Source organism: Saccharopolyspora sp. 7B (assembly GCF_020177435.1).
Lineage (GTDB): Bacteria > Actinomycetota > Actinomycetes > Mycobacteriales > Pseudonocardiaceae > Saccharopolyspora_C > Saccharopolyspora_C gregorii.
In genome coordinates this window covers 1-19,821 of sequence record NZ_JAIUKC010000031.1, presented here as the reverse complement: position 1 = coordinate 19,821, position 19,821 = coordinate 1, and the positions used below count along the sequence as shown (strand labels likewise).

Annotated in this window: 20 protein-coding genes and 1 pseudogene; 10 read left to right on the top strand and 11 right to left on the bottom strand. The window is 72.9% G+C overall.

The window, feature by feature from the left end:
* Positions 1 to 99 precede the first annotated feature (99 nt).
* Both LCD33_RS06510 and LCD33_RS06505 read left to right on the top strand, forming a co-directional pair.
* Complete coding sequence (locus LCD33_RS06510) at positions 100 to 402, top strand: TraR/DksA C4-type zinc finger protein (protein ID WP_308011233.1); 303 nt, start codon at positions 100 to 102, stop codon at positions 400 to 402.
* 409 nt (positions 403 to 811) lie between these two features.
* Positions 812 to 991, top strand: a complete 180-nt coding sequence (locus LCD33_RS06505) for a DUF397 domain-containing protein (protein ID WP_224955522.1) — start codon at positions 812 to 814, stop codon at positions 989 to 991.
* A gap of 47 nt (positions 992 to 1,038) precedes the next feature.
* Here the strand turns inward: LCD33_RS06505 and LCD33_RS06500 are convergent, their stop codons facing one another.
* The 4 genes from LCD33_RS06500 to LCD33_RS06485 form a co-directional block, all read right to left on the bottom strand.
* A complete protein-coding gene (locus LCD33_RS06500; RefSeq protein ID WP_224955523.1) occupies positions 1,039 to 1,308 on the bottom strand; it encodes a hypothetical protein in 270 nt (89 codons plus the stop codon).
* Between the two features lie 14 nt (positions 1,309 to 1,322).
* Positions 1,323 to 2,666, bottom strand: a complete 1,344-nt coding sequence (locus tag LCD33_RS06495) for a TRAP transporter large permease subunit (RefSeq protein WP_224966037.1) — start codon at positions 2,664 to 2,666, stop codon at positions 1,323 to 1,325.
* Between the two features lie 111 nt (positions 2,667 to 2,777).
* The gene (locus LCD33_RS06490) at positions 2,778 to 3,614 is read right to left on the bottom strand and encodes a CoA ester lyase (protein ID WP_224955525.1); all 837 of its coding nucleotides are present in this window, start codon (positions 3,612 to 3,614) and stop codon (positions 2,778 to 2,780) included.
* The gene (locus LCD33_RS06485) at positions 3,611 to 4,798 is read right to left on the bottom strand and encodes a CaiB/BaiF CoA-transferase family protein (protein ID WP_224955628.1); all 1,188 of its coding nucleotides are present in this window, start codon (positions 4,796 to 4,798) and stop codon (positions 3,611 to 3,613) included. The genes LCD33_RS06490 and LCD33_RS06485 overlap by 4 nt, the downstream gene beginning before the upstream one ends.
* 118 nt (positions 4,799 to 4,916) lie before the next feature.
* Between LCD33_RS06485 and LCD33_RS06480 the strand changes: the two genes are divergently transcribed.
* Positions 4,917 to 5,585 (top strand): GntR family transcriptional regulator, encoded by a 669-nt coding sequence (locus tag LCD33_RS06480; RefSeq protein ID WP_224955526.1) that lies wholly within the window; start codon positions 4,917 to 4,919, stop codon positions 5,583 to 5,585.
* 140 nt (positions 5,586 to 5,725) lie between these two features.
* Positions 5,726 to 6,127, top strand: coding sequence for a hypothetical protein (locus tag LCD33_RS06475; RefSeq protein ID WP_224955527.1), 402 nt, complete (start codon positions 5,726 to 5,728; stop codon positions 6,125 to 6,127).
* On the opposite strand, the gene LCD33_RS06470 is transcribed toward LCD33_RS06475, so the two are convergent.
* Positions 6,124 to 6,909 carry an alpha/beta fold hydrolase gene (locus tag LCD33_RS06470; protein WP_224955528.1) on the bottom strand — a complete coding sequence of 262 codons (786 nt, stop codon included), beginning with the start codon at positions 6,907 to 6,909 and terminating at the stop codon, positions 6,124 to 6,126. The two genes, LCD33_RS06475 and LCD33_RS06470, sit on opposite strands and share 4 nt — an antisense overlap.
* A 196-nt stretch (positions 6,910 to 7,105) precedes the next feature.
* Positions 7,106 to 7,510 carry a cold-shock protein gene (locus LCD33_RS06465; protein WP_224955529.1) on the bottom strand — a complete coding sequence of 135 codons (405 nt, stop codon included), beginning with the start codon at positions 7,508 to 7,510 and terminating at the stop codon, positions 7,106 to 7,108.
* Positions 7,511 to 7,825: 315 nt separating this feature from the next.
* On the opposite strand from LCD33_RS06465, the gene LCD33_RS06460 reads away from it, so the two are divergent.
* Both LCD33_RS06460 and LCD33_RS06455 read left to right on the top strand, forming a co-directional pair.
* Positions 7,826 to 8,269: a MarR family winged helix-turn-helix transcriptional regulator gene (locus tag LCD33_RS06460; RefSeq protein WP_224955629.1), complete on the top strand. Its 444-nt coding sequence runs from the start codon at positions 7,826 to 7,828 to the stop codon at positions 8,267 to 8,269.
* 107 nt (positions 8,270 to 8,376) lie between these two features.
* Positions 8,377 to 9,837: an aldehyde dehydrogenase family protein gene (locus tag LCD33_RS06455; protein WP_224955530.1), complete on the top strand. Its 1,461-nt coding sequence runs from the start codon at positions 8,377 to 8,379 to the stop codon at positions 9,835 to 9,837.
* Positions 9,838 to 9,906: 69 nt separating this feature from the next.
* Here the strand turns inward: LCD33_RS06455 and LCD33_RS06450 are convergent, their stop codons facing one another.
* Both LCD33_RS06450 and LCD33_RS06445 read right to left on the bottom strand, forming a co-directional pair.
* A complete protein-coding gene (locus LCD33_RS06450) occupies positions 9,907 to 11,394 on the bottom strand; it encodes a long-chain fatty acid--CoA ligase (RefSeq protein ID WP_224955531.1) in 1,488 nt (495 codons plus the stop codon).
* A gap of 66 nt (positions 11,395 to 11,460) precedes the next feature.
* On the bottom strand, positions 11,461 to 12,330 hold the full coding sequence (locus tag LCD33_RS06445) for a p-hydroxycinnamoyl CoA hydratase/lyase (protein ID WP_224955532.1): 870 nt from the start codon (positions 12,328 to 12,330) through the stop codon (positions 11,461 to 11,463).
* 336 nt (positions 12,331 to 12,666) lie between these two features.
* Between LCD33_RS06445 and LCD33_RS06440 the strand changes: the two genes are divergently transcribed.
* Positions 12,667 to 14,445: an FAD-dependent monooxygenase gene (locus LCD33_RS06440; RefSeq protein WP_224955533.1), complete on the top strand. Its 1,779-nt coding sequence runs from the start codon at positions 12,667 to 12,669 to the stop codon at positions 14,443 to 14,445.
* A 62-nt stretch (positions 14,446 to 14,507) separates the two neighbouring features.
* Here LCD33_RS06440 and LCD33_RS06435 read toward each other — a convergent pair whose 3' ends face one another.
* Entirely contained in the window at positions 14,508 to 15,038 is a 531-nt protein-coding gene (locus tag LCD33_RS06435; protein WP_224955534.1) for a hypothetical protein, read from the bottom strand.
* A 98-nt stretch (positions 15,039 to 15,136) separates the two neighbouring features.
* On the bottom strand, positions 15,137 to 15,847 hold the full coding sequence (locus LCD33_RS06430; RefSeq protein WP_224966041.1) for a TetR/AcrR family transcriptional regulator: 711 nt from the start codon (positions 15,845 to 15,847) through the stop codon (positions 15,137 to 15,139).
* Here LCD33_RS06430 and LCD33_RS29180 point away from each other — a divergent pair.
* Both LCD33_RS29180 and LCD33_RS29175 read left to right on the top strand, forming a co-directional pair.
* A pseudogene (locus tag LCD33_RS29180) lies at positions 15,790 to 16,749 on the top strand (FAD-dependent monooxygenase); the annotation flags it as partial. The gene LCD33_RS06430 and the pseudogene LCD33_RS29180 overlap by 58 nt on opposite strands.
* Before the next feature lie 88 nt (positions 16,750 to 16,837).
* On the top strand, positions 16,838 to 17,455 hold the full coding sequence (locus LCD33_RS29175) for an FAD-dependent monooxygenase (RefSeq protein ID WP_308011232.1): 618 nt from the start codon (positions 16,838 to 16,840) through the stop codon (positions 17,453 to 17,455).
* A gap of 87 nt (positions 17,456 to 17,542) precedes the next feature.
* Here the strand turns inward: LCD33_RS29175 and LCD33_RS06420 are convergent, their stop codons facing one another.
* Positions 17,543 to 18,670, bottom strand: a complete 1,128-nt coding sequence (locus LCD33_RS06420; protein ID WP_224977617.1) for an NDMA-dependent alcohol dehydrogenase — start codon at positions 18,668 to 18,670, stop codon at positions 17,543 to 17,545.
* A 392-nt stretch (positions 18,671 to 19,062) separates the two neighbouring features.
* Here LCD33_RS06420 and LCD33_RS06415 point away from each other — a divergent pair, with 392 nt between their 5' ends.
* Positions 19,063 to 19,704, top strand: coding sequence for a carbonic anhydrase (locus tag LCD33_RS06415; RefSeq protein WP_224955538.1), 642 nt, complete (start codon positions 19,063 to 19,065; stop codon positions 19,702 to 19,704).
* Positions 19,705 to 19,821: the final 117 nt, after the last annotated feature.

Sequence of the window (19,821 nt, the reverse complement as noted above, 5' to 3'; positions counted from 1 at the left end):
GTCGCTGATCTGAAGGGAAATGAATCCACAGGTGGGGGCGTTGCACCTTGGATGGTGGGACGTCGTGCACGCCCAGCACTCGCTCGGACCCGGGCCGAGGTGGAGGCCCGGATCGGGGCGTTGCGGCGGCAGTTGGGGGAGATCCGGGAGGTGTCGTCGTGGACCGGCACCGACGACGAGCACGACCCGGAGGGCCAGACGATCGCGTTCGAGCGCGCTCAGGTGCAGGGGCTGCTCGACGACGCCCGGCGTGAGCTGGCGGAGCTGGACCGGGCGGCCGCGCGCGTCGAGGACGGCACCTACGGCCGCTGCGAGCGCTGCGGCGCCCCCATCGGTGACGAACGCCTGGCCGCGCTCCCCGCCACCGCCACCTGCATCGCCTGCGCCTCCCGGACGAGGTGAGCACGCGACACCGCGGACGCGCAGGCAGCGCACCGATTCCCGGCGGGTGGGTTGTTCCACAGCCTTCGATGCACCCGTCCCGTGCGGAACCGCCCGCACTCGCACGGGATCCGGAACGTGTCGTAGTGCGCCGGGACCAGATGCCAGGTGCGTTCCGACGTCGAACTCATCCAGGTGCACCCCGACATCGGGTGGCGTTCCGGAAGCGGCACGACGGCACCGCACTGATCGTCGACGACCATCAGCGAGGTTCTCGTTCCAAGGCGGCGAGCGCTTCGTGGATGCGTTCGCACTTCGTGGCGTCGGGGGCTGTGGTGTACGGCTGTCGGCAGTAGTAGCAAGTGCGGATCGGCGCTGCGGAAACGAGCAGGGCCATGACCCGACGGATCCAGATTCTGGAGCGGATGTGATGGGTGAACAACGCCGGTGGCTGAAGTCCAGCCGGAGTCAGAACGGCTCCGCGTGCGTGGAGGTGTCGGCGGATCTCCGCTTGATGCGGGATTCGAAGGATCCAGCAGGCCCGGTCTTACGCGTGGACGTCCCCTCGTTCACCGAGGCGGTCAAACGAGGCCGTTTCGACCGCCGATGATCCGAGCCGAGCGCCCGGAACCCACCGCGGGCTCCGGCCCCACCGCCTCAGTCCTCGCCGGATTTCCACGGGAACACGTAGGACATCGCGAACCCGAGCAGCCCGGTGACCCCGGCCGCGATCGTCGTCGGCGCGCCCAGCACGTCGACCGCGCCGGACACCAGCGCGGCGTTCCCGACCATGATGCCGACGGCTTGGACGAGCACCAGCGCGACGCCGAGCACCAGGAACACGACGAGGCAGACCTTGAACACCGGCATGCTGATCCGCTGCGCGAGGACGCGGGCGGTGCGGGGCTGGTGGGATTCGGGCGACATGGTTTCCCTTTCGCTCAGGCGGGAACGGGGAGCAGGCCGGTCGCGACGAGCACTCCGATGGCGAGGATCGGCAGCACGAACCAGAGGATGAGCCGCAGGAACGTGCGGGACGGGTCGACGCCTGCGATGCCGGTGGCGATGTAGATCGGTGCGGCACCGGGCGGGGAAGCACCCTCGGTCGAGGCGAAGATGAGGATGGCGGTGGCCGCGGCGGCCGGGGGTGCTCCGGCGGCGGTCAGGGCGCTGAAGGCGACGCCGCCGACCGCGGCGATGGTGGCGGTTCCGGTCAGCGGCGCCGCGATCACCACCAGCAGCAGCCCGACCACCGAGGCGACGATCCACAGCGGAGCCTCGAAGCCTTCCATGATCGCGGTGAGCTGCGCGACCAGTCCCAGCTCGCCCAGGCTCGCCGCCGCCGCGAAGGCGAACAGCAGGGTGGCGCCGATGACGGCGTAGCGCGAGGCCATGTTCCCGAGGTACATGCTCCACTCGCGTCCCGTGCGAGGCAGCCGCCGCCACGCCACGAGCAGCGTCGCGAGGATGGTCAGCACCGGGATCCACACGATGACGCTGATGTCGTCCGCCGCGTCGCCGACGCGGGATTCCAGGAACCGGACGCCGACATCGAGCGTCAGCACGACCGGGATCGCGATGCCCGCGTACACCAGCAGCGAGCCGAACCCCTGCTGCAACGCGATCCGCAGCGGCGCGATGTCCTCCCCGGAGATCTTCTCGATCCGGAACCGGCGGACCCAGCTGAACACCACGACGAACCGGTACAGCACCGTCCACAGCCCACCGGCGAACGCCGCGACGATGAGCTGGTCCGCGCTGAGCACCGGCGCCACCGCCGCCGAGCCCAGCAGCAGGAACATCGACGAGCTCGGCGGGATGGAGATCCCCAGCCCGGCGTTGCCCGCCACCAGCGACGCCGCCAGGTCGGGCCGCCAGCGCGACCGGATCATCCACGGGATCGTCACCGAGCCGACGGAGGCGGCGATGCCGGAACCGGACCCGGCGGGCCCGCCGAGCAGGGCCGCCGCCGAGGTCGACACGTACGCGGAACCTCCCCGGAGCCTGCCGAACACGGAGTTGAGCAACGTGACCTGCCGGTCGATGAGGCCGAGCTCGGTCATCAGGTAGCCCATGAACACGAACGCCAGCGCGGCGAACACGACCTCCTCGGAGAGCGCTTCGTCCAGCCCCGCGCGAGCGAGTTCCAGCGCGTCACCACCGCCGAACAGGCACACGGCGACGAATCCGACGAGCATCGCTTCGCCGATGTTGCGCTTCAGGACGGTGTTCCAGACGACGATGATCGCGATGTAGGTGATGAGTGCCCACACTGCTACGCCCACGACGAGCTCCTTCGAATCGTTGCGGGTCACCGGGAAGGTGAGCTGATCGGACGGGCGCGTCGTCGGGACCTGCGACGGCGGCGCCGGACTTCGGTGGCCGGCTCCGGCTTCTCAGCCGCGTTCGCCGAGCCGGTCCGCCAGCGCGAGAACGCTGCGGGCCTTGGCGATGACGGGCGCGTCGACGAACCGGCCGTCGGGCAGCGCCAGCGCGCCCTCGCCGCCGTGGTGCTCGGCCGCCGCGACGACCTCACCGGCGCGGGCGACCTCCTCGGGCGTCGGCCGGAACGCGTCCCGGATGACGGGGACCTGCCGGGGGTGGATGGCGGCACGCCCGAACATGCCGAGGGATCTGCCGTGCGCGCAGGACGCCCGCAGACCCGCCTCGTCGTGGACGTCCGCGTGCACCGACATCGCCACCGGGGGCAGGCCGGCCGCCGCGGCGGCCAGCACCAGCTGGAGCCGGAGGTGGTCGAAGGCGCGTTCGTCGGTGATGGACAGCTCCGCCGCGAGGTCCTGCTCGCCCAGCCCGACCCCGGCGACCCTGGGGTGCGCGCAGATCGCCGCCGCGTCGGCGAGGCCGCGCGCGGATTCCAGCAGCGCCTGCACCGGTGTCGGCCGGGTGCCGAAGGCCTCGTCGACGACGGCGAGGTCCCGGGCGCCGTGGATCTTCGGGACCCGCACCGCGTCCAGGCCCGGGCACTCGGCGAGCGCGGCGAGGTCCGCGCGACCGCGTTCCGTGGCGGGATCGTTGATCCGCACGTGCAGCTCCGGACCCGGCCTGCGCTCGGCCAGGTGCGCGCGGACGTGCTCGCGCGCGACGTCCTTGTGCTCCGCGCCGACCGCGTCCTCCAGGTCGAGGATCACCACGTCGGCGCCGCTGGCCGCGGCCTTGCCGAACCGCTCCGGACGATCGCCGGGTACGTAGAGGGAGCACACCGGCGGCGTCATGCCACGACCCCGCTCTCCCGCAGCTCGGCGATCCGCTCGGGCGAGTAGGACAGTTCGGCGAGCACGTCGTCGGTGTGCTTGCCCAGCGGTGGGCCGAGCCAGCGCACTTCGCCGGGCGTGTCGGACAGCCGGAACAGGACGTTCTGCACGGTGGTGGCGCCGAGTTCCTCGTCGTCGAGCTCGACGAAGGTCTCCAGCGCCGCGTACTGCGGGTCCTGCGCGATGTCGGAGACGTCGTAGACGAGCGCGATCGCCGCTTGGGCCTGCTCGAACGCGTCGATCACCTCGCCCGCGTCCCGTTCGGCGATCCAGGTGGCGACGGCCGAGTCCAGCTCGTCGACGTGCTCCACCCGCCCGCGTCCGTGCTGGAACCACGGTTGTTCCGCCAGGTCCGGCCGCCCGACCAGGTGCATGACGCGTTCGGCGATGGCCTGCGCGCTGGTGGAGACCGCGACCCAGCGGCCGTCGCGGGTGCGGTAGGTGTTGCGCGGAGCGTTGCTGCTGGATCGGTTGCCGGTCCGCGGCGGGATGGTGCCGAGCATCTTGTACGCGGTCATCTGCGGGCCGAGGATGCTCACGATCGGCTCGATGATGGCCATGTCGATGACCTGGCCGTGCCCGGTCTCGTCCCTGGCCCGCAGCGCCACCATGATCGCGTAGGCCATGGCGAGCCCCGCGATGCCGTCGGCCATCGCCAGCGGCGGCAGCACCGGTGGCCCGTCCGGTTCACCGGTGGACGCGGCGAACCCGCTCATCGCCTCGGCGAGCGTGCCGAAGCCGGGCTGCCGCGACATCGGGCCGTGCTGGCCGAACCCGGTCATCCGGGCGACCACCAGCCGCGGGTTGATCGCTCGGAGGTCGTCGGGGGAGAGCCCCCACCGTTCGAGGGTTCCGGGCCGGAAGTTCTCGACGAGCACGTCGGCGTCGGCGCAGAGCTCGCGGATGATCCGCTGGCCCTCGGGGGTGGAGAGGTTCACGGCGGCGGTCCGCTTGCCGCGTGCCAGGGTCTTCCACCAGAGGCCGACGCCGTCGGCGGAAGCTCCGTGGCCGCGCGCAGGGTCACCGCGGGTCGGGTGCTCGATCTTGATGACGTCGGCGCCGAAGTCCGCCAGCAGCATCGCGGCGGACGGTCCGGCGAACAGGGTGGCGGCGTCGATGACGCGTAATCCGGCAAGGCTCGTCATGAGGATGCAACTTATAAGATGTAACTTGTAAGTCAATACCTCCGTCGTAGTCGGCCTAGGGCGGCGCGGGCCGGTGCGGGAGACTGGACGCCGGATTCGCCGGAAGCGAAGGATGGCGATGCAGTCAGGGGAACCGGCCGTGAACCGGCCACCGATGAGCAAGGCGGACTACGTCTACGACGTGCTGCTGGGGGAACTGCGCAACGCCAGCATCCCGGGCGGCACGCCGCTGAAGGCGAACTCCATCGCCGAGCGCCTCGGTGTCTCGATCACCCCGGTGCGCGAGGCGTTGCGGCGGCTGGAGAAGGACCGCCTGATCAGCTACGAGAGCCACCACGGCGCCACGGTGATCGACCTCAGCGACGACGCCTTGCGGGAGTTCTACGACGTGCGGGCCGTCGTCGAAGGCCTCGGCGCCAAGCTCGCCGCCGAGCGGATCACCGCCGAACAGCTCGACGAGCTCCGCCGGATCCACCGCTCGATGGTCGAGGACGCCGAGCGGGGCGGCCACGAGCTGCTGGGCGAGCAGAGCCGCCGGTTCCACCTGCTGATCACCGACATCGGCGGCCCGGCGTTCCTCGGCAGGCAGGCCCGCGCCATCCGCAACAGCTACCCGGTGCCGGCGAACGCCTCGCTGTGGCTGGAACCGGAACGCGCGCGCGGCCACCTCGACGCGCACCGGCGGATCATCGACGCGCTGGCGGCCCAGGACGGCGCGACCGCCGAGCGGATCATGATCGAACACGTCCGGTTCAGCGGCGGCTACCGGGCGGACCGCCAGGGCTGACCCGGCGCCGGGAGCGGTAAACGTTCGGCCGGGGTCGGGTGGCCGATCGGCCGAGGCCTGCGGCCGGTCCGCTCCGGCAGGCTGAGCCGCCGAGGGGCCGGGAACCGCGCGGCCCGCCGTCCGCTGGAGGAGTCCCCGTCGTGCTGCGCAAGAGCTTCCGCACCGCCCTCGTCGTGCTCCTGGCCGGAGCGCTGCTGGTGGTGCTGGCGGTGGTCCTCATCGGACCGTCGTCGATCTCCTTGCAGGCGGAGGTCCTGCACGAGGAGCGGTCCCAGGACTCCGGGATGACCTACGAGTACGGCGGCGAGCACTACTCCAGCGACCTGCGGCTGCTGCGGGTCGTGCGCCCGACCGGGGTGGCGCACGAACTGCGCCTCGGGCCGCACGTCACGGACTACTACTACCCGGTGCTGCTCGAACTCGGCGCGGGCCGGGAACCGCGGGTCCGCGACGTCGGCTGGCTGCCGGACCGGGTGGTTGTGCGCTTCGAATCGGGCGAGTCCCTGGAGGTGCCCGCCGACAACTTCCGCAGCGTGCGCTAGGAACCCGCCGCGGCGAGGAAGTCGCGGACCGACCGGGACGCCTCCGCGCGGAACTCGTCGAAGTAGGCGTGCCGGGCGCCGGGCAGCACGTGCAGCGCGGCGTGCGGGATGCGTTGCGCCAGCAGTTCCGCGTTGACGACCGGGGCCAGCAGGTCCTCGTCGCCGTGCAGGACGAGGGTGGGCGCCTGGATCTCGGGGAGCCGGTCCCACGCGTCGTGCCGCGCGCTCATCCGCAGGTGCCGTCGCGTGGCGGCGGCCGTCATGGTCGGGTCGCCGAGCACGGTGCTGTCCTCCGGGGAACCCGTCCACGCGCCGGTGTACATCAGCTCGAACAGCGCGCGCCGCCGCTGCGCCGGGTCCGGGTTCAGCAGCGAGCGCCGCACCTGCTGGTCTCGTTCGACCGCGTGCTCGCCGCCGGGCGTGGTGCAGCCGAGCACCAGCCGGTCCACCAGCTCGGGCCGGTCGATGGCGAGCCACTGCGCGATCCGGCCGCCCATCGACGTGCCGTACACGTGCGCGCGGGCGACCCCGGCGGCGCGCAGCACCTCGGCGGCGTCGGCGGCGAACGAGCGGGTCGTCCAGTCCGCATCGGGTGCGGCGGTATCCCCGGTTCCCCGGTAGTCGAAGGTGATCGTCCGGTAGGTGTCCTCGAAGTCGGTGCGCACCTCGTCCCACCACCGCTGCGAGTTCGCCTGGCCCTGCAGGAGCAGCAGCGCGGGACCGTCCGGGTTCCCGCCGAGCCGGTGGTCGATCCGGGCGTCGGAGATGTCGAGTCGCGGCATGGTCTCAGTATCGTCCTCCGCTTTTCGGACGGACGGCCCGGTCAGCGCAGCGCGTGTCCCGCGAATTCGTTGGCGGCGCTGGGAAGAACGGGCCGCCGAGCGCGGGACGGCGCGCAGCGGGCCGGACGGCCACCCGCGGGCGAGCCCGGGCACCGGCGCCGCCCTCCGCAGGCCCCGTCCGCTGGCCAAGCGCCGGTCAGGCCTCGATCCAGTTGTGCCTGCGCGCGATGTCGGTCACCTTGCGGCGCACCTGGACGATCTGCGCGGCGGTGAGGGTGGGGGCGGCTTCCAGCAGCGCCTCGGTGAGTTCGGTGCGGAACTCGGGCACGGACAGCACGTCGCACAGCCCGTCGTCCTCCTGCTCGCGGCGCGGCGCGCGGGGTTCCGCGTCGGCCGCCGGTTCGAGCAACCGCACCTGCGAGGCCTTCAGGCCGCGATCGCCCGCTTCGATGGCGAACTCGACGCGGGCGCCCGGCCGGAACTGCTGCTTGGAGTCCTGGATGTCGTTCGCGTGCACGAAGACGTCCTCGCCGCCGTCGTCGGGCGCGAGGAAGCCGTAGCCGCGATCGTCGTCGAACCGGACGACCTTGCCGTTCACCATCGAGTGGACCCCCGGGAGTCGAGTGCTGAGCGGAGCTGGTGCGGCTCGCATAGTAGTGACGGCGACGCGAGCGGCCGGAACCGGCTCCGCCGATCGGCCGCCGCGGATGGTTCTCGCGGCAGACGCGGGACCACATCAGTCCACAGTAGACTTACTAGGGCGGGCCCTGCTCGATGGAGATCAGCATTGCTGATTCGATATCAGGGTTCGCGATCGCGCGGGCGGCGCGGACGGAACCGCCGCGGAGGTGACATCATGACGCGGGTGAGCAGCCGAGCAGAGCGATCCGGTGCGGCCGACGGGGCCGACGCCGCGATCCCCCGTCCACCGTTGACGTTGTACCTGGTCAAGCGCCTCGAACTGGTGATCCGGGCACTGCTGGACGACGTGCTGCGCCCGCTCGGGCTCACCACGCTGCAGTACACCGCGCTGACCGTGCTGCAGAACCGGGGCGCGCTGTCCTCGGCGCAGCTGGCGCGCCGCTCGTTCCTGCGGCCGCAGACGATGCACGAAATGGTGCTGACGCTGGAGAAGCGCGGCCTGATCACGCGCGGTCCGGACGTGCACAACAAGCGGGTACTGCTGGCCTCGCTCACCGAAGCCGGCTCGGAGCTGCTGGCCGAGTGCGCGCCGGCCGTGCTGGAGCTGGAGGACGAGTTGCTCGCCGATCTCAGTCCCGGGCAGCGCGAAACGTTCCGCGAGGGCTTGGAGCACGGGATCACCGCGCTGGCGGCGGTGTCCGAGGTGCGCCGCGCCTAGGTGTGCCGCGGTCGGGTGCCGGAGGTTGCGCCGAGCGCTCCTCATTCCGCGGGCCGACTAGTACGATTATCAGGGGCCCTGAGCAACGAAGCGGACGGGAGCGGACCATGGCACTGCTGGACGACGCGGACTGGACCGGCCGGATCTTCACCGGTAGCTGGACCACCGGAACCGGAGGAGAACCGCGGCAGGCCGTCGAACCCGCGACCGGCGACGTCCTCGGCGAAGTCGGCCGGGCCGCGCCGGAGGACGCCGCCGAAGCGGCCAGCCGCGCCGCCCGAGCGCAACGCGACTGGGCCGCCACCTCCCCGTTCGACCGCGCCGCGGTGCTCTCCCGCGCCGCCGCGCTGTTCGAGCGGCACGCCGCCGAGATCGGCGACTGGATCGTGCGCGAATCCGGCTCCACCCGGTTCAAATCCGGCATCGAGACCGCCGCCGCCACCGCCGAGTGCACCGAGGCCAGCGCCCTCGCCACCGCGCCGCACGGCGAACTGCTGCACTCGCCGATGCCGCGGGTCAGCGTGCAGCGCCGGGTGCCCGCGGGCGTCGTCGCCGTCATCTCCCCGTTCAACTTCCCGCTGATCCTGTCCATCCGCTCCGTCGCGCCCGCGCTGGCGCTCGGCAACGCCGTGCTGCTCAAGCCGGACCCGCGCACCGCGATCTGCGGCGGCGTGGTGATCGCGCGGATCTTCGAGGAGGCCGGGCTGCCGCCGGGCGTGCTGCAGCTGCTGCCGGGCGACGCGGACGTCGGCGGCGCCCTGATCGACGCGCCCGAAGTGCGGATCGTGTCGTTCACCGGGTCCACCCCGGCCGGCCGGGCGATCGGGGCGCGCGCCGCGCGGACCTTCACCCGAACCCACCTGGAGCTCGGCGGCAACAGCGCGCTCGTCGTGCTCGGCGACGTCGACGTGCCCGCGGCGGCTTCCTGCGGCGCGTTCGGGAACTTCATCCACTCCGGACAGGTGTGCATGGCCATCGGCAGGCACCTGGTGCACGAATCCGTCTACCAGGAGTACGTCGAGGTGCTCGCGGCGAAGGCCGACGCGCTGCGGGTCGGCGACGGGTACCGGGAGGACGTGCAGCTCGGGCCGATCATCGACCGCGGGCAGCTGGACCACGCCCAGGACCTGGTGCGGCGCAGCGCCGGATCCGGGGCCCGGCTGGTCGCGGGCGGCACGCACGAGGGGCTGTTCCACCGGCCCACGGTCCTCGCCGACTGCACCGGCGACACCCCCGCCTACGCGGAGGAGGTGTTCGGGCCGGTCGCCTGCGTCCGCCCGTTCTCCGACGTGGACGAGGCGGTGGCGCTCGCCGCGGACAGCGAGTTCGGGCTCAGCCTCGGCGTGCTCGGCGCCGATCTGGGGGAGGCGATGGCCATCGCGGGCCGCATCCCGTCCGGCCAGGTGCACATCAACGACCAGACGTTCAACGACGACGCGGGCGCGCCCTTCGGCGGGGTCGGGGCGTCCGGCTCCTCGCGCGTCGGCGGCGCCCGCGCCAACGCCGAGGCGTTCACCGAGACCCAGTGGCTCACCCTCCGCCGCCAGGCCCCGACCTACCCGTTCTGACCCCGACCCACCCGTTCCGATCGCGATCCGGCGTTCCGCCGGGGTGTGCGGCCCGCCCGCCCGCGCGGTTCAGCCGCCGTGGCGGGCGCGGACCTCCGCCTTGCGGACCTTGCCGGACCCGGTGGTGGGGAGTTCGGCGGCGAAGCGCACCGACCGCGGCACCTTGTACCCGGCGAGCCGCCCGCGCAGGTGCGCCAGCAGCTCCGCCGGATCGACCGAGGCGCCCTCCTCCGGCACGACCACGGCGCGGCCCACCTCGCCCCACCGCTCGTCCGGGACGCCGATCACCGCGCAGGCGGCGACGCCCGGGAAGGCGTGGATCTCGTTCTCCACCTCGGCCGGGTGCACGTTCTCCCCGCCGGAGATGTACACGTCCTTGAGCCGGTCCACGATCCGCACGCAGCCGTCCTCGTCCACGGTCGCCACGTCGCCGGAGTGGAACCAGCCGTCGCGCAGCACCGCAGCGGTCTCGGCGGGCAGCCCCCAGTACCCGGGCATCACGTTCGGCCCGCTCACCACGACCTCGCCGCGCTCGCCGGGCCCGGCCTCGGTCCCGTCGCCGTCCACCACGCGCACGTCGGTGAAGAACGACGGCACCCCGGCCGAGCCGATCTTGGTGGTCAGGTGCTCGCGGTCCAGCAGCAGCGCGCCGGGCGCGGTCTCGGTCATGCCGTAGCCCTGCACGAAGCTCAGCCCCCGCGCCAGGTACCGCTCGATCGTCCTGGTGGGCACCGGGGATCCGCCGCACAGCAGCGTCCGCACCCCGGACAGGTCGGTCGCGTCCCACCGCTCGTGGGCGGCGAGCGCGTCGTACATGGCGGGCACCCCGAACATCAACGTCACCCGCTCGCGCTCGATCGCGGCCAGCGCCGCCGCCGGATCGAAGGACGAGTGCAGCACCACCGTCCCGCCCTTGAGCAGCGTCGGCAGGCACACCATGCCGAGCGCGGCGGCGTGGAACAGGGGAGCGGCGACCAGCGCGCGTTCGTCGGCGGCCAGATCGGTCTCCACGAGCACGTTGACGCAGTTCCAGGTGAGGTTCCCGTGCGTGAGCACCACGCCCTTGGGGCGCCCGGTGGAACCGGAGGTGTACATGATCAGGCACGGGTCGTCCGGGCGCACCGGTTGGTCGACCACGTCGGCTCCGCCCGCGTGCTCGACGTTCCCGTCGGCGTCGACGAGAACGCGGCGGGCGCGGGTGCCGAGCGCGGCGGCGGTGGCGGCGTGCTCGGCGGTGTGCACGAGCAGCACCGCCCCCGCGTCGTCGAGGACGACGTCCAGTTCCGGTGCGGTGAGCCGGAAGTTCAGCGGGACGAACACCGCGCCGATCCGTCCGCAGGCGAACAGGACCTCCAGGTACGCCGGGTGGTTCGGCCCCAGGTAGGCGACCCGGTCGCCCTGGCGCACGCCGGCGCGGCGCAGGCCGTCCGCGAGTCGCCGCACCCGCTCGGCGAGTTCGGCGTACGTGGTGGTCCGGTCGCCGTGGCGCAGGGCGATCCGGTGCGGTGTCATCCTGGCCCGCCGGTCGGGCCAGGACCCGAGCCCCTGGTTTCGCAACGGTGCACCTTTCGCCGAGCGCCCACCGGGCGCGGGAGGAGGATCTCGCGCCGCGGTGGGCGAGTGCTACCTGTTCGAGTCGAAGGCGCCCAGGCCCGGCCGGTAGGCCTTCTCGTCCAGGAACTGGCTGAGCCCCTGCGCACGCGCCCCGGCCTGGTCGGCGAACTGGGACTGGTCGAGCTTGGCGTAGAGGTAGTCCTCGGCCTGGTCCCACGGCATGTCCGCGGCGACCTTGTAGCCGACCTTCGCGGCGTGCAGCACCACCTGGTTCATCGAGGCGAGCTTGAGCGCGAGCTCCCGCGTCCGCTCCCGCAGGCGTTCGGCGGGCACCGCCTCGTTGACGAGCCGCATCCGCGCCGCCTCGGCGCCGTCGAAGGGTTCGCCGGTGAGGATGTGGTACAGCGCGTCGCGCTGGCTGACGGTGGCCGCGAGCGCCCTGCTGACGACGCCGCCGGGCGGAATTCCCCAGTTCACCTCGGAAAGCCCGAACTTCGCCCGCTCGTCGGCGATGGCGAGGTCGCAGGCGACGAGCGGGGTGAAGGCGCCGCCGAAGCACCAGCCGTTGACCATCGCGATGGTCGGCTTGATCCAGTGCGCGAGCCGCTTCCACTGCCATTCGGCGCTGGCGCGGCGGACCTTGGTCTGCACGGCGGTGCTACCGGTGGCGTCGACCTCGCGGAAGTACTCCTTGAGGTCCATGCCGGCGGAGAAGGATTCCCCGGCGCCGGTCAGCACCAGCACGCGGCAGCGCTCGTCGCCTTCGAGGTGGTCGAGCACCCGCACCATCTCGTCGTTGAGCGCCGGGTTCATCGCGTTGCGCTTGTCCGGCCGGTTGAGCGTCACCCAGGCGATGCCTTCGTCGAACTCCACCAGGACGGTGTCGCCCCAGGGTTCGGGGGTGCCCGGCCGCTGTTCGTCGTCCACCGCTGCGCTCATCCGCCACCTCACATGAATCAGGGTTCCTGATTCATGTGTAGCAGCGCCGCGGAAGACCGGTCAAGGTGGTCCTCGTCGTGCGCCGTGTTCAGGATCACGGTCGTCGGCCGGTGCCGCGCAGGAGCGGCGGCCGCGCGGTCACTTCGTGCAGAAATTGCTTCCTCGAAAGATGTCCGCTTCGAGTCCACAGTGGATGCCAGCTCGCCCGCGGCCGCGGAAGTCTTGATCGACTGGCGGGCTGCGGCTGTAATCAGCCGCGAACTCGGGTCGCCGGCCAGCCCGCGAGCAGGTACCGGCGGACCGAGCGCGTGCCCGCGTCCAGTGCGAAGGAAGCAGATGACGGTTCCCGACCAGCAGTCGGCCACCCGGACGGACCCGGTGCGGACCGAGGTGCTCATCATCGGATCCGGCCCCGCGGGCGCGTCCGCGGCGCTGTTCCTGTCCACCCTCGGGGTGGACAACGTGATGGTGACCAAGCACCGGTGGACCGCGAACACCCCGCGCGCCCACATCACCAACCAGCGCACGATGGAGATCTTCCGCGATGTCGGCATCGAGGAGCAGGTGATCGCCGAGGCCACACCGCACGAGCTGATGGGCGACACCGTCTTCTGCACCGCCATCGCGGGCGAGGAGCTCGGCCGCATCCGCACCTGGGGCACCCATCCCGCCCGGCACGCCGACTACGAACTCGCCTCCGCGTCGTGGAACTGCGACATCCCGCAGAACTACCTCGAACCGATCCTCGTCGAGAACGCGACCAAGCGCGGCACCCAGACCCGGTTCGCCACCGAGTACCTGTCGCTGCGGCAGGACGCCGACGGGGTCACGGCGCGCGTCCGCGACCGGTTCACCGGTCAGGAGTACGACATCCGGGCCCAGTACCTGATCGGCGCCGACGGTGCGCGGTCCCGGGTCGCCGCCGACGTCGCGCTGCCGATGCGCGGCGAGCTCGACATCGCCGGATCCCTGAACATCACCTTCACCGCCGACCTCGCCGAGCACGTCGCGCACCGCCCCTCGGTGCTGTACTGGGTGGTGCAGCCCGGCACCAACGTCGGCGGCATCGGCACCGGCGCGGTGCGGATGGTGCGGCCCTGGAACCAGTGGATGATCGTCAGCGGCTACGACGTGCGCGGCGAACCGCCCGTGCTCGACGACGCCGGCGCCACCGCCATCGTGCGCAAGCTGCTCGGGCTGCCCGAGCTGGACGTCGAGATCACCGGAACCTCGTTGTGGGGCAACAACGAGCAGTACGCGACCCGGTTGCAGTCCGGCCGGGTGTTCTGCGCCGGGGACTCGGTGCACAAGCACCCGCCGAGCAACGGGCTCGGCTCCAACACCTCCGTGCAGGACTCCTACAACCTCGCCTGGAAGCTCGCCGCCGTGCTGCGCGGGCAGGCGGGGGAGCGGCTGCTGGACAGCTACACCGCCGAGCGCGCCCCCGTCGCCGAGCAGATCGTGCTGCGCGCCAACAAGTCCGGCCGCGAGTTCGCGCAGTTCTTCGAAGCGCTCGACATCGCCGAACCCGGTCCGGAGGAGCAGCTGCTCGCCAACATGGAGCAGCGCAAGGACGCCACCCCGGACGGCGCCGCCAAGCGCGAAGCCCTGCAGCGCGCGATGGAGGTCAAGGACTACGAGTTCAACGCGCACGGCGTGGAGATGGGCCAGTTCTACGAATCCGGCGCCGTGGTCTCGGACGGTTCCGCCCGGCCCGAGCCGGAGCGCGACCCGGAGCTGTACTACCAGCCCTCGACCGTGCCCGGATCTCGGCTGCCGCACGCGTGGGTCGGGGACCGGTCCCGCCGGTACTCCACCCACGACCTCGCGCCCGCCGGCCGCTTCACGCTGCTCACCGGCATCACCGGGCAGGCGTGGAAGGACGCCGCGGACAAGGTCGGGCACGAGCTGGGCGTGCCGGTCGAGGCGGTGGTGATCGGGCCCGGGCGCGAGGTCACCGACCTGTACTTCGACTGGGCGCGGCTGCGGGAGGTCGCCGAGGACGGGGTGCTGCTCGTGCGGCCGGACAAGCACATCGGCTGGCGCGCGCACCGGCTTCCCGCCGACCCGGAGGCCGCGCTGCGGGACGCGCTGCGCGCCATCCTCGCGAGGTGAGCGCCGGCTGAGCGGGGTGCGGGAACCCGGTTCGCGCCGGATTCCCGCACCACCGCGGGAGATCACTCCTGCATGGACTTGGCGAGTTCGCCCGCGATGCGCAGGTCCAGCCCCAGCCGCTCGCGCAGCAATCGCACCACTTCGATCTCCGCCTTGTGCTCGATCAGCGGCCGCAACCGCTGGGCGAGCTCCGGTTCGCGCTCGCGCAGGTCCCGCACCACCTCGGCGTAGCTCGTGGGGTGTTCGTGCTCGGCGAGCCGGTCCACCAGCAGCTTGCCCTGCAGCAGCGACACCGCGGGGATCGCCTCGCGCAGCACCTTCACCGCCCGCACCCGGTCGTCGGCGCGCACCAGTTCCCGCACCGCCTGCTGGATGTCCGGCGCGACCGGGACCGCCCACAGCAGCTCGCGCTGGCGCGGCGCGCTGAACCCCTGCCGCCACCGCAGCCACTTGCTCAGCACCACGAGCACCAGGGCGATCCCCAGCAGCACCAGCACGAGCACGAACACGACGCGCATCGGATCGATCGGCGCGGCCTGCGCGACCGCGGGCGGCGCACCGGCGAGCACGCCGGGCGCGAGGAAGATCGGCATGGTCGGGATCATGCCCGAGCGCGCTCCGCGACGGCGGAACGGGTCCCGGCCGCTGGGCCGATCGCGGCGGGCCTCGACGACCGGACGGGGGAGCGCGTTCAGCGCCGTGCGAGGCCGTCGATCAGCAGCCGCACGGCGAAGTCGAACCGCTCGTGCCCCGTGCCGGCGGTGAGCTCCGCCGCGTGCCGGGTGGTGTGCGGGAATTCGGCGGCGGGCAGCGCGGTGAGCCTGCGCCGCAGTTCCTCCCGGTCCAGCACCCAGGCCGCGTCCTCGTGGGCCGCCTTCCGCCGCGCGATCGCCAGCTCCAGGCAGTAGGACGCCACGTGCAGCACCAGCGCGTCGACCGCCCAGGCGGCGTCCCCGGGCGCGGCACCGCCGGCGAGCGCGATCGCCAGCAGGCCTTCGCCGATCCGCGCGATCTGGCGGTCGGTGGGCGCGGCGGCGAGCGCGGCGCGGGAGATCCCCGGGTACTTCAGGTACTGGTCGCGCAGCTGGGCGCACACGTGGTGCAGCTGGTCCCGCCACACGTCCGGATCGGGTTCGGGGAGCGCGATCTCGCCGCAGAGCCGCCCGATGAGCAGCTCGTCGAGGTCTGCCTTGTTGACCACGTGGGCGTAGAGCGACGCGGGGCCGGTGTCGAGCGCGGTGGCGACCCGCCGCATGGTCAGCGCCTCGTAGCCCTCCGCGGCGACGAGATCGAGGGCGGTGTCGACCACCTGCTCCACGGTGATCGGGAGCGCGCGGCGCCGGGGTGCCGCTTCGGCGGCGCCGGGCTGGTGGCGCGCCGCGCGCCGGTCTCTCGGGTTCACCCGGTCATCCTAGCTTGACGCGAACAGCGTTCGCCCGTAGAACGGTGTTCGTGACTGGAGCGGATGCGGATGTGGTGGTCGTCGGAGCAGGACCGGTCGGGCTGGTGCTCGCGGCGGAACTGGCGCTCGCCGGGGCGGCGGTGCTGGTGCTGGAGCGGCGCACCGAACCGGACGAGTCGATGAAGGCGGCGTCGATCAACGTGCCCACCGCCGAAGCCCTCGACCGCCGCGGCCTGCTCCCCGCCGCCCGGCAGGTGCAGCGGGAGGTGCGCGAGCGGGCCGGCGCCCCGGTGCTCGGCGGCGCGCGGTTCACCGGGCACTTCGCGGGCGTCGTCCTCGAACCCGACCTGGTCGACTGGACGCGGCCCGAGCTCGCCGCGCACGCCGCCGCCGCGGACACCTGGCTGGTGCCGCAGCGCGAACTGGAAGGCCTGCTGGCCGACCACCTGGCGCGGCTCGGCGTGCCGGTGCGGCGCGGGGTCGAGGTCACCGAGCTCGACGACACCGGCGAGGACGTGCTCCTCGGCACCACCGCCGGACCGTTCCGCGGCCGGTGGGTCGTCGGGTGCGACGGCGGGCGCAGCGCGGTCCGGCGCCTCGCGGCCATCGACTTCCCCGGCACCGACCCCGAACTCACCGGCTACCTGGCGGTCGCCGACATCGCCGAACCGGAACTGCTCGGCGAGGGGTGGACTTGGTCGGAGCGGGGCGCGTACCGCTGCGGACCGCAGCCCGGACGGCTGATCACCGCCGAGTTCGACGGCGGGCCCGCCGACCGCACCGCGCCGGTCGAGCTCGCCGACGTGCAGGCCGGCCTGCGGCGGATCTCCGGCACCGAGGTCACGCTGACCGCGCTGCGCGGCCCGGCGACCCGCTGGACCGACAACGCCCGGCAGGCCGCGACCTACCGCTCCGGCCGGGTCCTGGTGGCGGGCGACGCCGCGCACGTGCACCCGCCGTGTCCTGCTGGGTCGGGTCCGACATGCCGAGGTGGGCGACGCCGCGCACGTGCACCCGCCGTTCGGCGGGCAGGGGCTCAACCTCGGCGTCGGAGACGCGATGAACCTCGGCTGGCGGCTCGGCGCCGTCGTCGCCGGATGGGCGCCGGACGGGCTGCTGGACGGCTACGACGCGGAACGCCGCCCGCTCGGCGCGCGGGTGCTGGACTGGACGCGGGCGCAGACCGGGATGCTGCGCGGCGACCCGAAGTCCGCCGCGCTCCGCGAGATCGTCACCGCGCTGCTGCGCACCCCGGACGGCGCGACCTGGGCCGTGGAGCGCAGCTCCGGCGTCGCGCAGCACGTCGAGCTGCCGGGCGAGCACCCGCTGCTCGGCCGGTTCGCCCCGGACCTGCCGCTGGCGGACGGGACCCGGCTGGTCGACCACGGGCACGACGGCGGTTTCCTGCTGCTCGACCGCACTCCGGGGCGCGAGTTCGCGCGGGCCGCCGAACGCTGGCCGGGGCGGGTGCGCGCGGTCCCGGACGGTCCCGGTGCGCCCGCCGGCGCGCTGGTGCGTCCGGACGGGATCGTCGTCTGGGCCGCGGACGACGCCGGGGCGCCCGGCCTGCCGGAAGCGCTGCACCGGTGGGCGGGCGACCCGGAGTAGCGGGAGCGGCCCGCGACGCGGCACGGGCCTGCCGCGCGGGTGCGGCAGGCCCGGTGTCAGCGGCTCATCGGTTCGCCGTGCGGCGCCTCACCAGTCCGCGTCGGTGTAGCGGACGATGCCGCGCAGGTTCTTGCCCTCCCGCATGTCCTGGTAGCCCTTGTTGATCTCGTCCAGCGAGTAGGTGCGCGTCACCAGCTCGTCCAGCTTCAACCGCCCCTGCCGGTACAGCTCCAGCAGCCGCGGCACCTGGGTCCGCGGGCTCGCGCCGCCGAAGATCGCGCCCTGGATGCGCTTCTGCAGCAGCGTCAGCTCGAACATGCCGATCTTCGCGTCGGTGGCGGTCATGTCGGCGAGCGCGGTCACCACGACCTGCCCGCCCTTGCCGGTGATCGCCAGCGCCTCGGCCAGCTGATCGCCCTGCAGCTCGCCGACGGTGAGGATCGTGGTGTGCGCGAGGCTGCCCCAGGTGATGTCCCGCAGCGGCTCCAGCGCCTCCGCCATCGAGGCGAAGGTGTGCGTGGCGCCGAACTCGACGGCCTTCTGCCGCTTGAACTCCACCGGGTCGACCGCGACGACGAACCGCGCGCCCGCGGCGGCGGCGCCCTGCACGGCGTTGATGCCGATGCCGCCCGCGCCGACGATCACCACGGTGTCGCCGGGGCGCGTGGCGCCGATCTCCGTCGCCGACCCCCAGCCGGTGGACACGCCGCAGCCCAGCAGCGCCGCGGTCTCCAGCGGGATGTCGTCCTCGATCCGGATGACGCTGGACTGGTTGACCGTCACGTACGGGGCGAACGTGCCCAGCAGGCACATCGGCGCCACCGGCCGCCCCTGGTGCGTCACCCGGTGGGTGCCATCGGAGATGGCCTGCCCGGTGAGCAGGCCGGCGCCCTGGTCGCAGAGGTTCTGCATGCCCGCCGAGCACGGCCGGCACACCCCGCAGGCCGGGATGAACCCGAGCACCGCGTGATCGCCCTCCCGCAGGCCGGTGACCCCGGCCCCGACCTTCGTGACCACCCCGGCGCCCTCGTGCCCGCCGAGCACCGGGTACACCGGCACCGGCATCGCGTTGGTGCGCAGGTGCTCGTCGGAGTGGCAGAGTCCGGTCGCCGCGAGCCGCAACTGCACCTCCCCGGCGACCGGATCACCCACCTCGATCTCGTCGATGGCCCAGTCCTGGCCCGGTTCGTGGAGAAGGGCGGCCTTGGTCTGCACGATTCGTTCCTCCCGCGGGGCGTCGGCGGACAGCGCTGCTCCGCCGGAATGCGATGGCGTCGTCGGCATCGGGCCGGCGCAGGACGGTGCGCGCCGACCACGGGTGACCTGAATCTCATGCAGACCGTGTCATGGGTCGTAGTGGCAGGTCAACCGGTCAGCGCTGACTTCGTTGGGTGAGTGGAACCCCGTCGTGGCAGGCGGGATCCGCCCGTTCGGCGCATTGCTGATCCGCGATCGGATGTGCTGGTCAGGCCGGAGGGGCGGGCCGTGTGCTGGTCCGAACGGCGGCAGGCCCGTCGCGCTCCGCAACCGCGCGCGGCCGCCACGTCCGGCCCGATCGTGATCGCGCCCACCGCGGTGCCCGCCTGACCTCGGGTAGCTTGCTGCACATGCCCTTCAACGATCCGGACTCCCCGTCCCAGGCCCTCGATCTGCTGATCCAGGGCAACGCCCGCTTCGTCGGCGGGGAGCGGCTGCACCCGAACCAGGACGCCGATCACCGCGCCGCGCTGGCTCCCGGCCAGACGCCGTTCGCCGTCATGTTCGGCTGCTCCGACTCCCGGCTCGCCGCCGAGATCATCTTCGACCGCGGGCTCGGCGACCTGTTCGTGGTGCGCACCGCGGGGCACGTCGCGGGCGCCGAGGCGCTCGGCAGCATCGAGTACGGCGTCGGCGTGCTCGGCGCCCCGCTCGTCGTGGTGCTCGGCCACGACTCGTGCGGCGCCGTCACCGCCGCCTCGCAGGCCTACGTCGACGGGAACTCGCCCACCGGTTTCGTGCGCGACGTGGTGGAGCGCGTCTACCCGAGCGTGCTCAGCGCCCGCGCCGCGGGCACCACCGAGATCGACGACATCGTCGACGAGCACATCCGCAAGACCACCGAGTTCCTGGTGGAGCGCTCGGCGGTGCTGGCCGCGAAGGTCGCCGACGGCAGCTGCGCCGTGGCCGGGCTGTCCTACCGCCTGCACGAGGGCACGGTGCGCCTGGTGGCCGCGCACGGCGAGCTCGGCGAGCACCTCGTCGCGAACTAGTGCCCGCGGGGGGGCCGGGCCCCCCCCGCGCCCCCCCCCCGCCGGGCCCCCCCGGCCCCGCTGGGGGCTGTAGGGGCCCGGGGGGGGTGGGGGGGGGGGGGGGGGGGCGGGGGGGGG

Bases quoted from the DNA above. Each gene is read 5' to 3' on its own strand.
- LCD33_RS06480 (WP_224955526.1), top strand. From the start codon at position 4,917: ATGCAGTCAGGGGAACCGGCCGTGAACCGGCCACCGATGAGCAAGGCG.
- LCD33_RS06470 (WP_224955528.1), bottom strand. From the start codon at position 6,909: ATGCCGCGACTCGACATCTCCGACGCCCGGATCGACCACCGGCTCGGC.
- LCD33_RS06490 (WP_224955525.1), bottom strand. From the start codon at position 3,614: ATGACGCCGCCGGTGTGCTCCCTCTACGTACCCGGCGATCGTCCGGAG.
- LCD33_RS06435 (WP_224955534.1), bottom strand. From the start codon at position 15,038: ATGCCGATCTTCCTCGCGCCCGGCGTGCTCGCCGGTGCGCCGCCCGCG.
- LCD33_RS06505 (WP_224955522.1), top strand. From the start codon at position 812: ATGGGTGAACAACGCCGGTGGCTGAAGTCCAGCCGGAGTCAGAACGGC.
- LCD33_RS06440 (WP_224955533.1), top strand. From the start codon at position 12,667: ATGACGGTTCCCGACCAGCAGTCGGCCACCCGGACGGACCCGGTGCGG.
- LCD33_RS06485 (WP_224955628.1), bottom strand. From the start codon at position 4,798: ATGACGAGCCTTGCCGGATTACGCGTCATCGACGCCGCCACCCTGTTC.
- LCD33_RS06455 (WP_224955530.1), top strand. From the start codon at position 8,377: ATGGCACTGCTGGACGACGCGGACTGGACCGGCCGGATCTTCACCGGT.
- LCD33_RS06415 (WP_224955538.1), top strand. From the start codon at position 19,063: ATGCCCTTCAACGATCCGGACTCCCCGTCCCAGGCCCTCGATCTGCTG.
- LCD33_RS06500 (WP_224955523.1), bottom strand. From the start codon at position 1,308: ATGTCGCCCGAATCCCACCAGCCCCGCACCGCCCGCGTCCTCGCGCAG.
- LCD33_RS06465 (WP_224955529.1), bottom strand. From the start codon at position 7,510: ATGGTGAACGGCAAGGTCGTCCGGTTCGACGACGATCGCGGCTACGGC.
- LCD33_RS06445 (WP_224955532.1), bottom strand. From the start codon at position 12,330: ATGAGCGCAGCGGTGGACGACGAACAGCGGCCGGGCACCCCCGAACCC.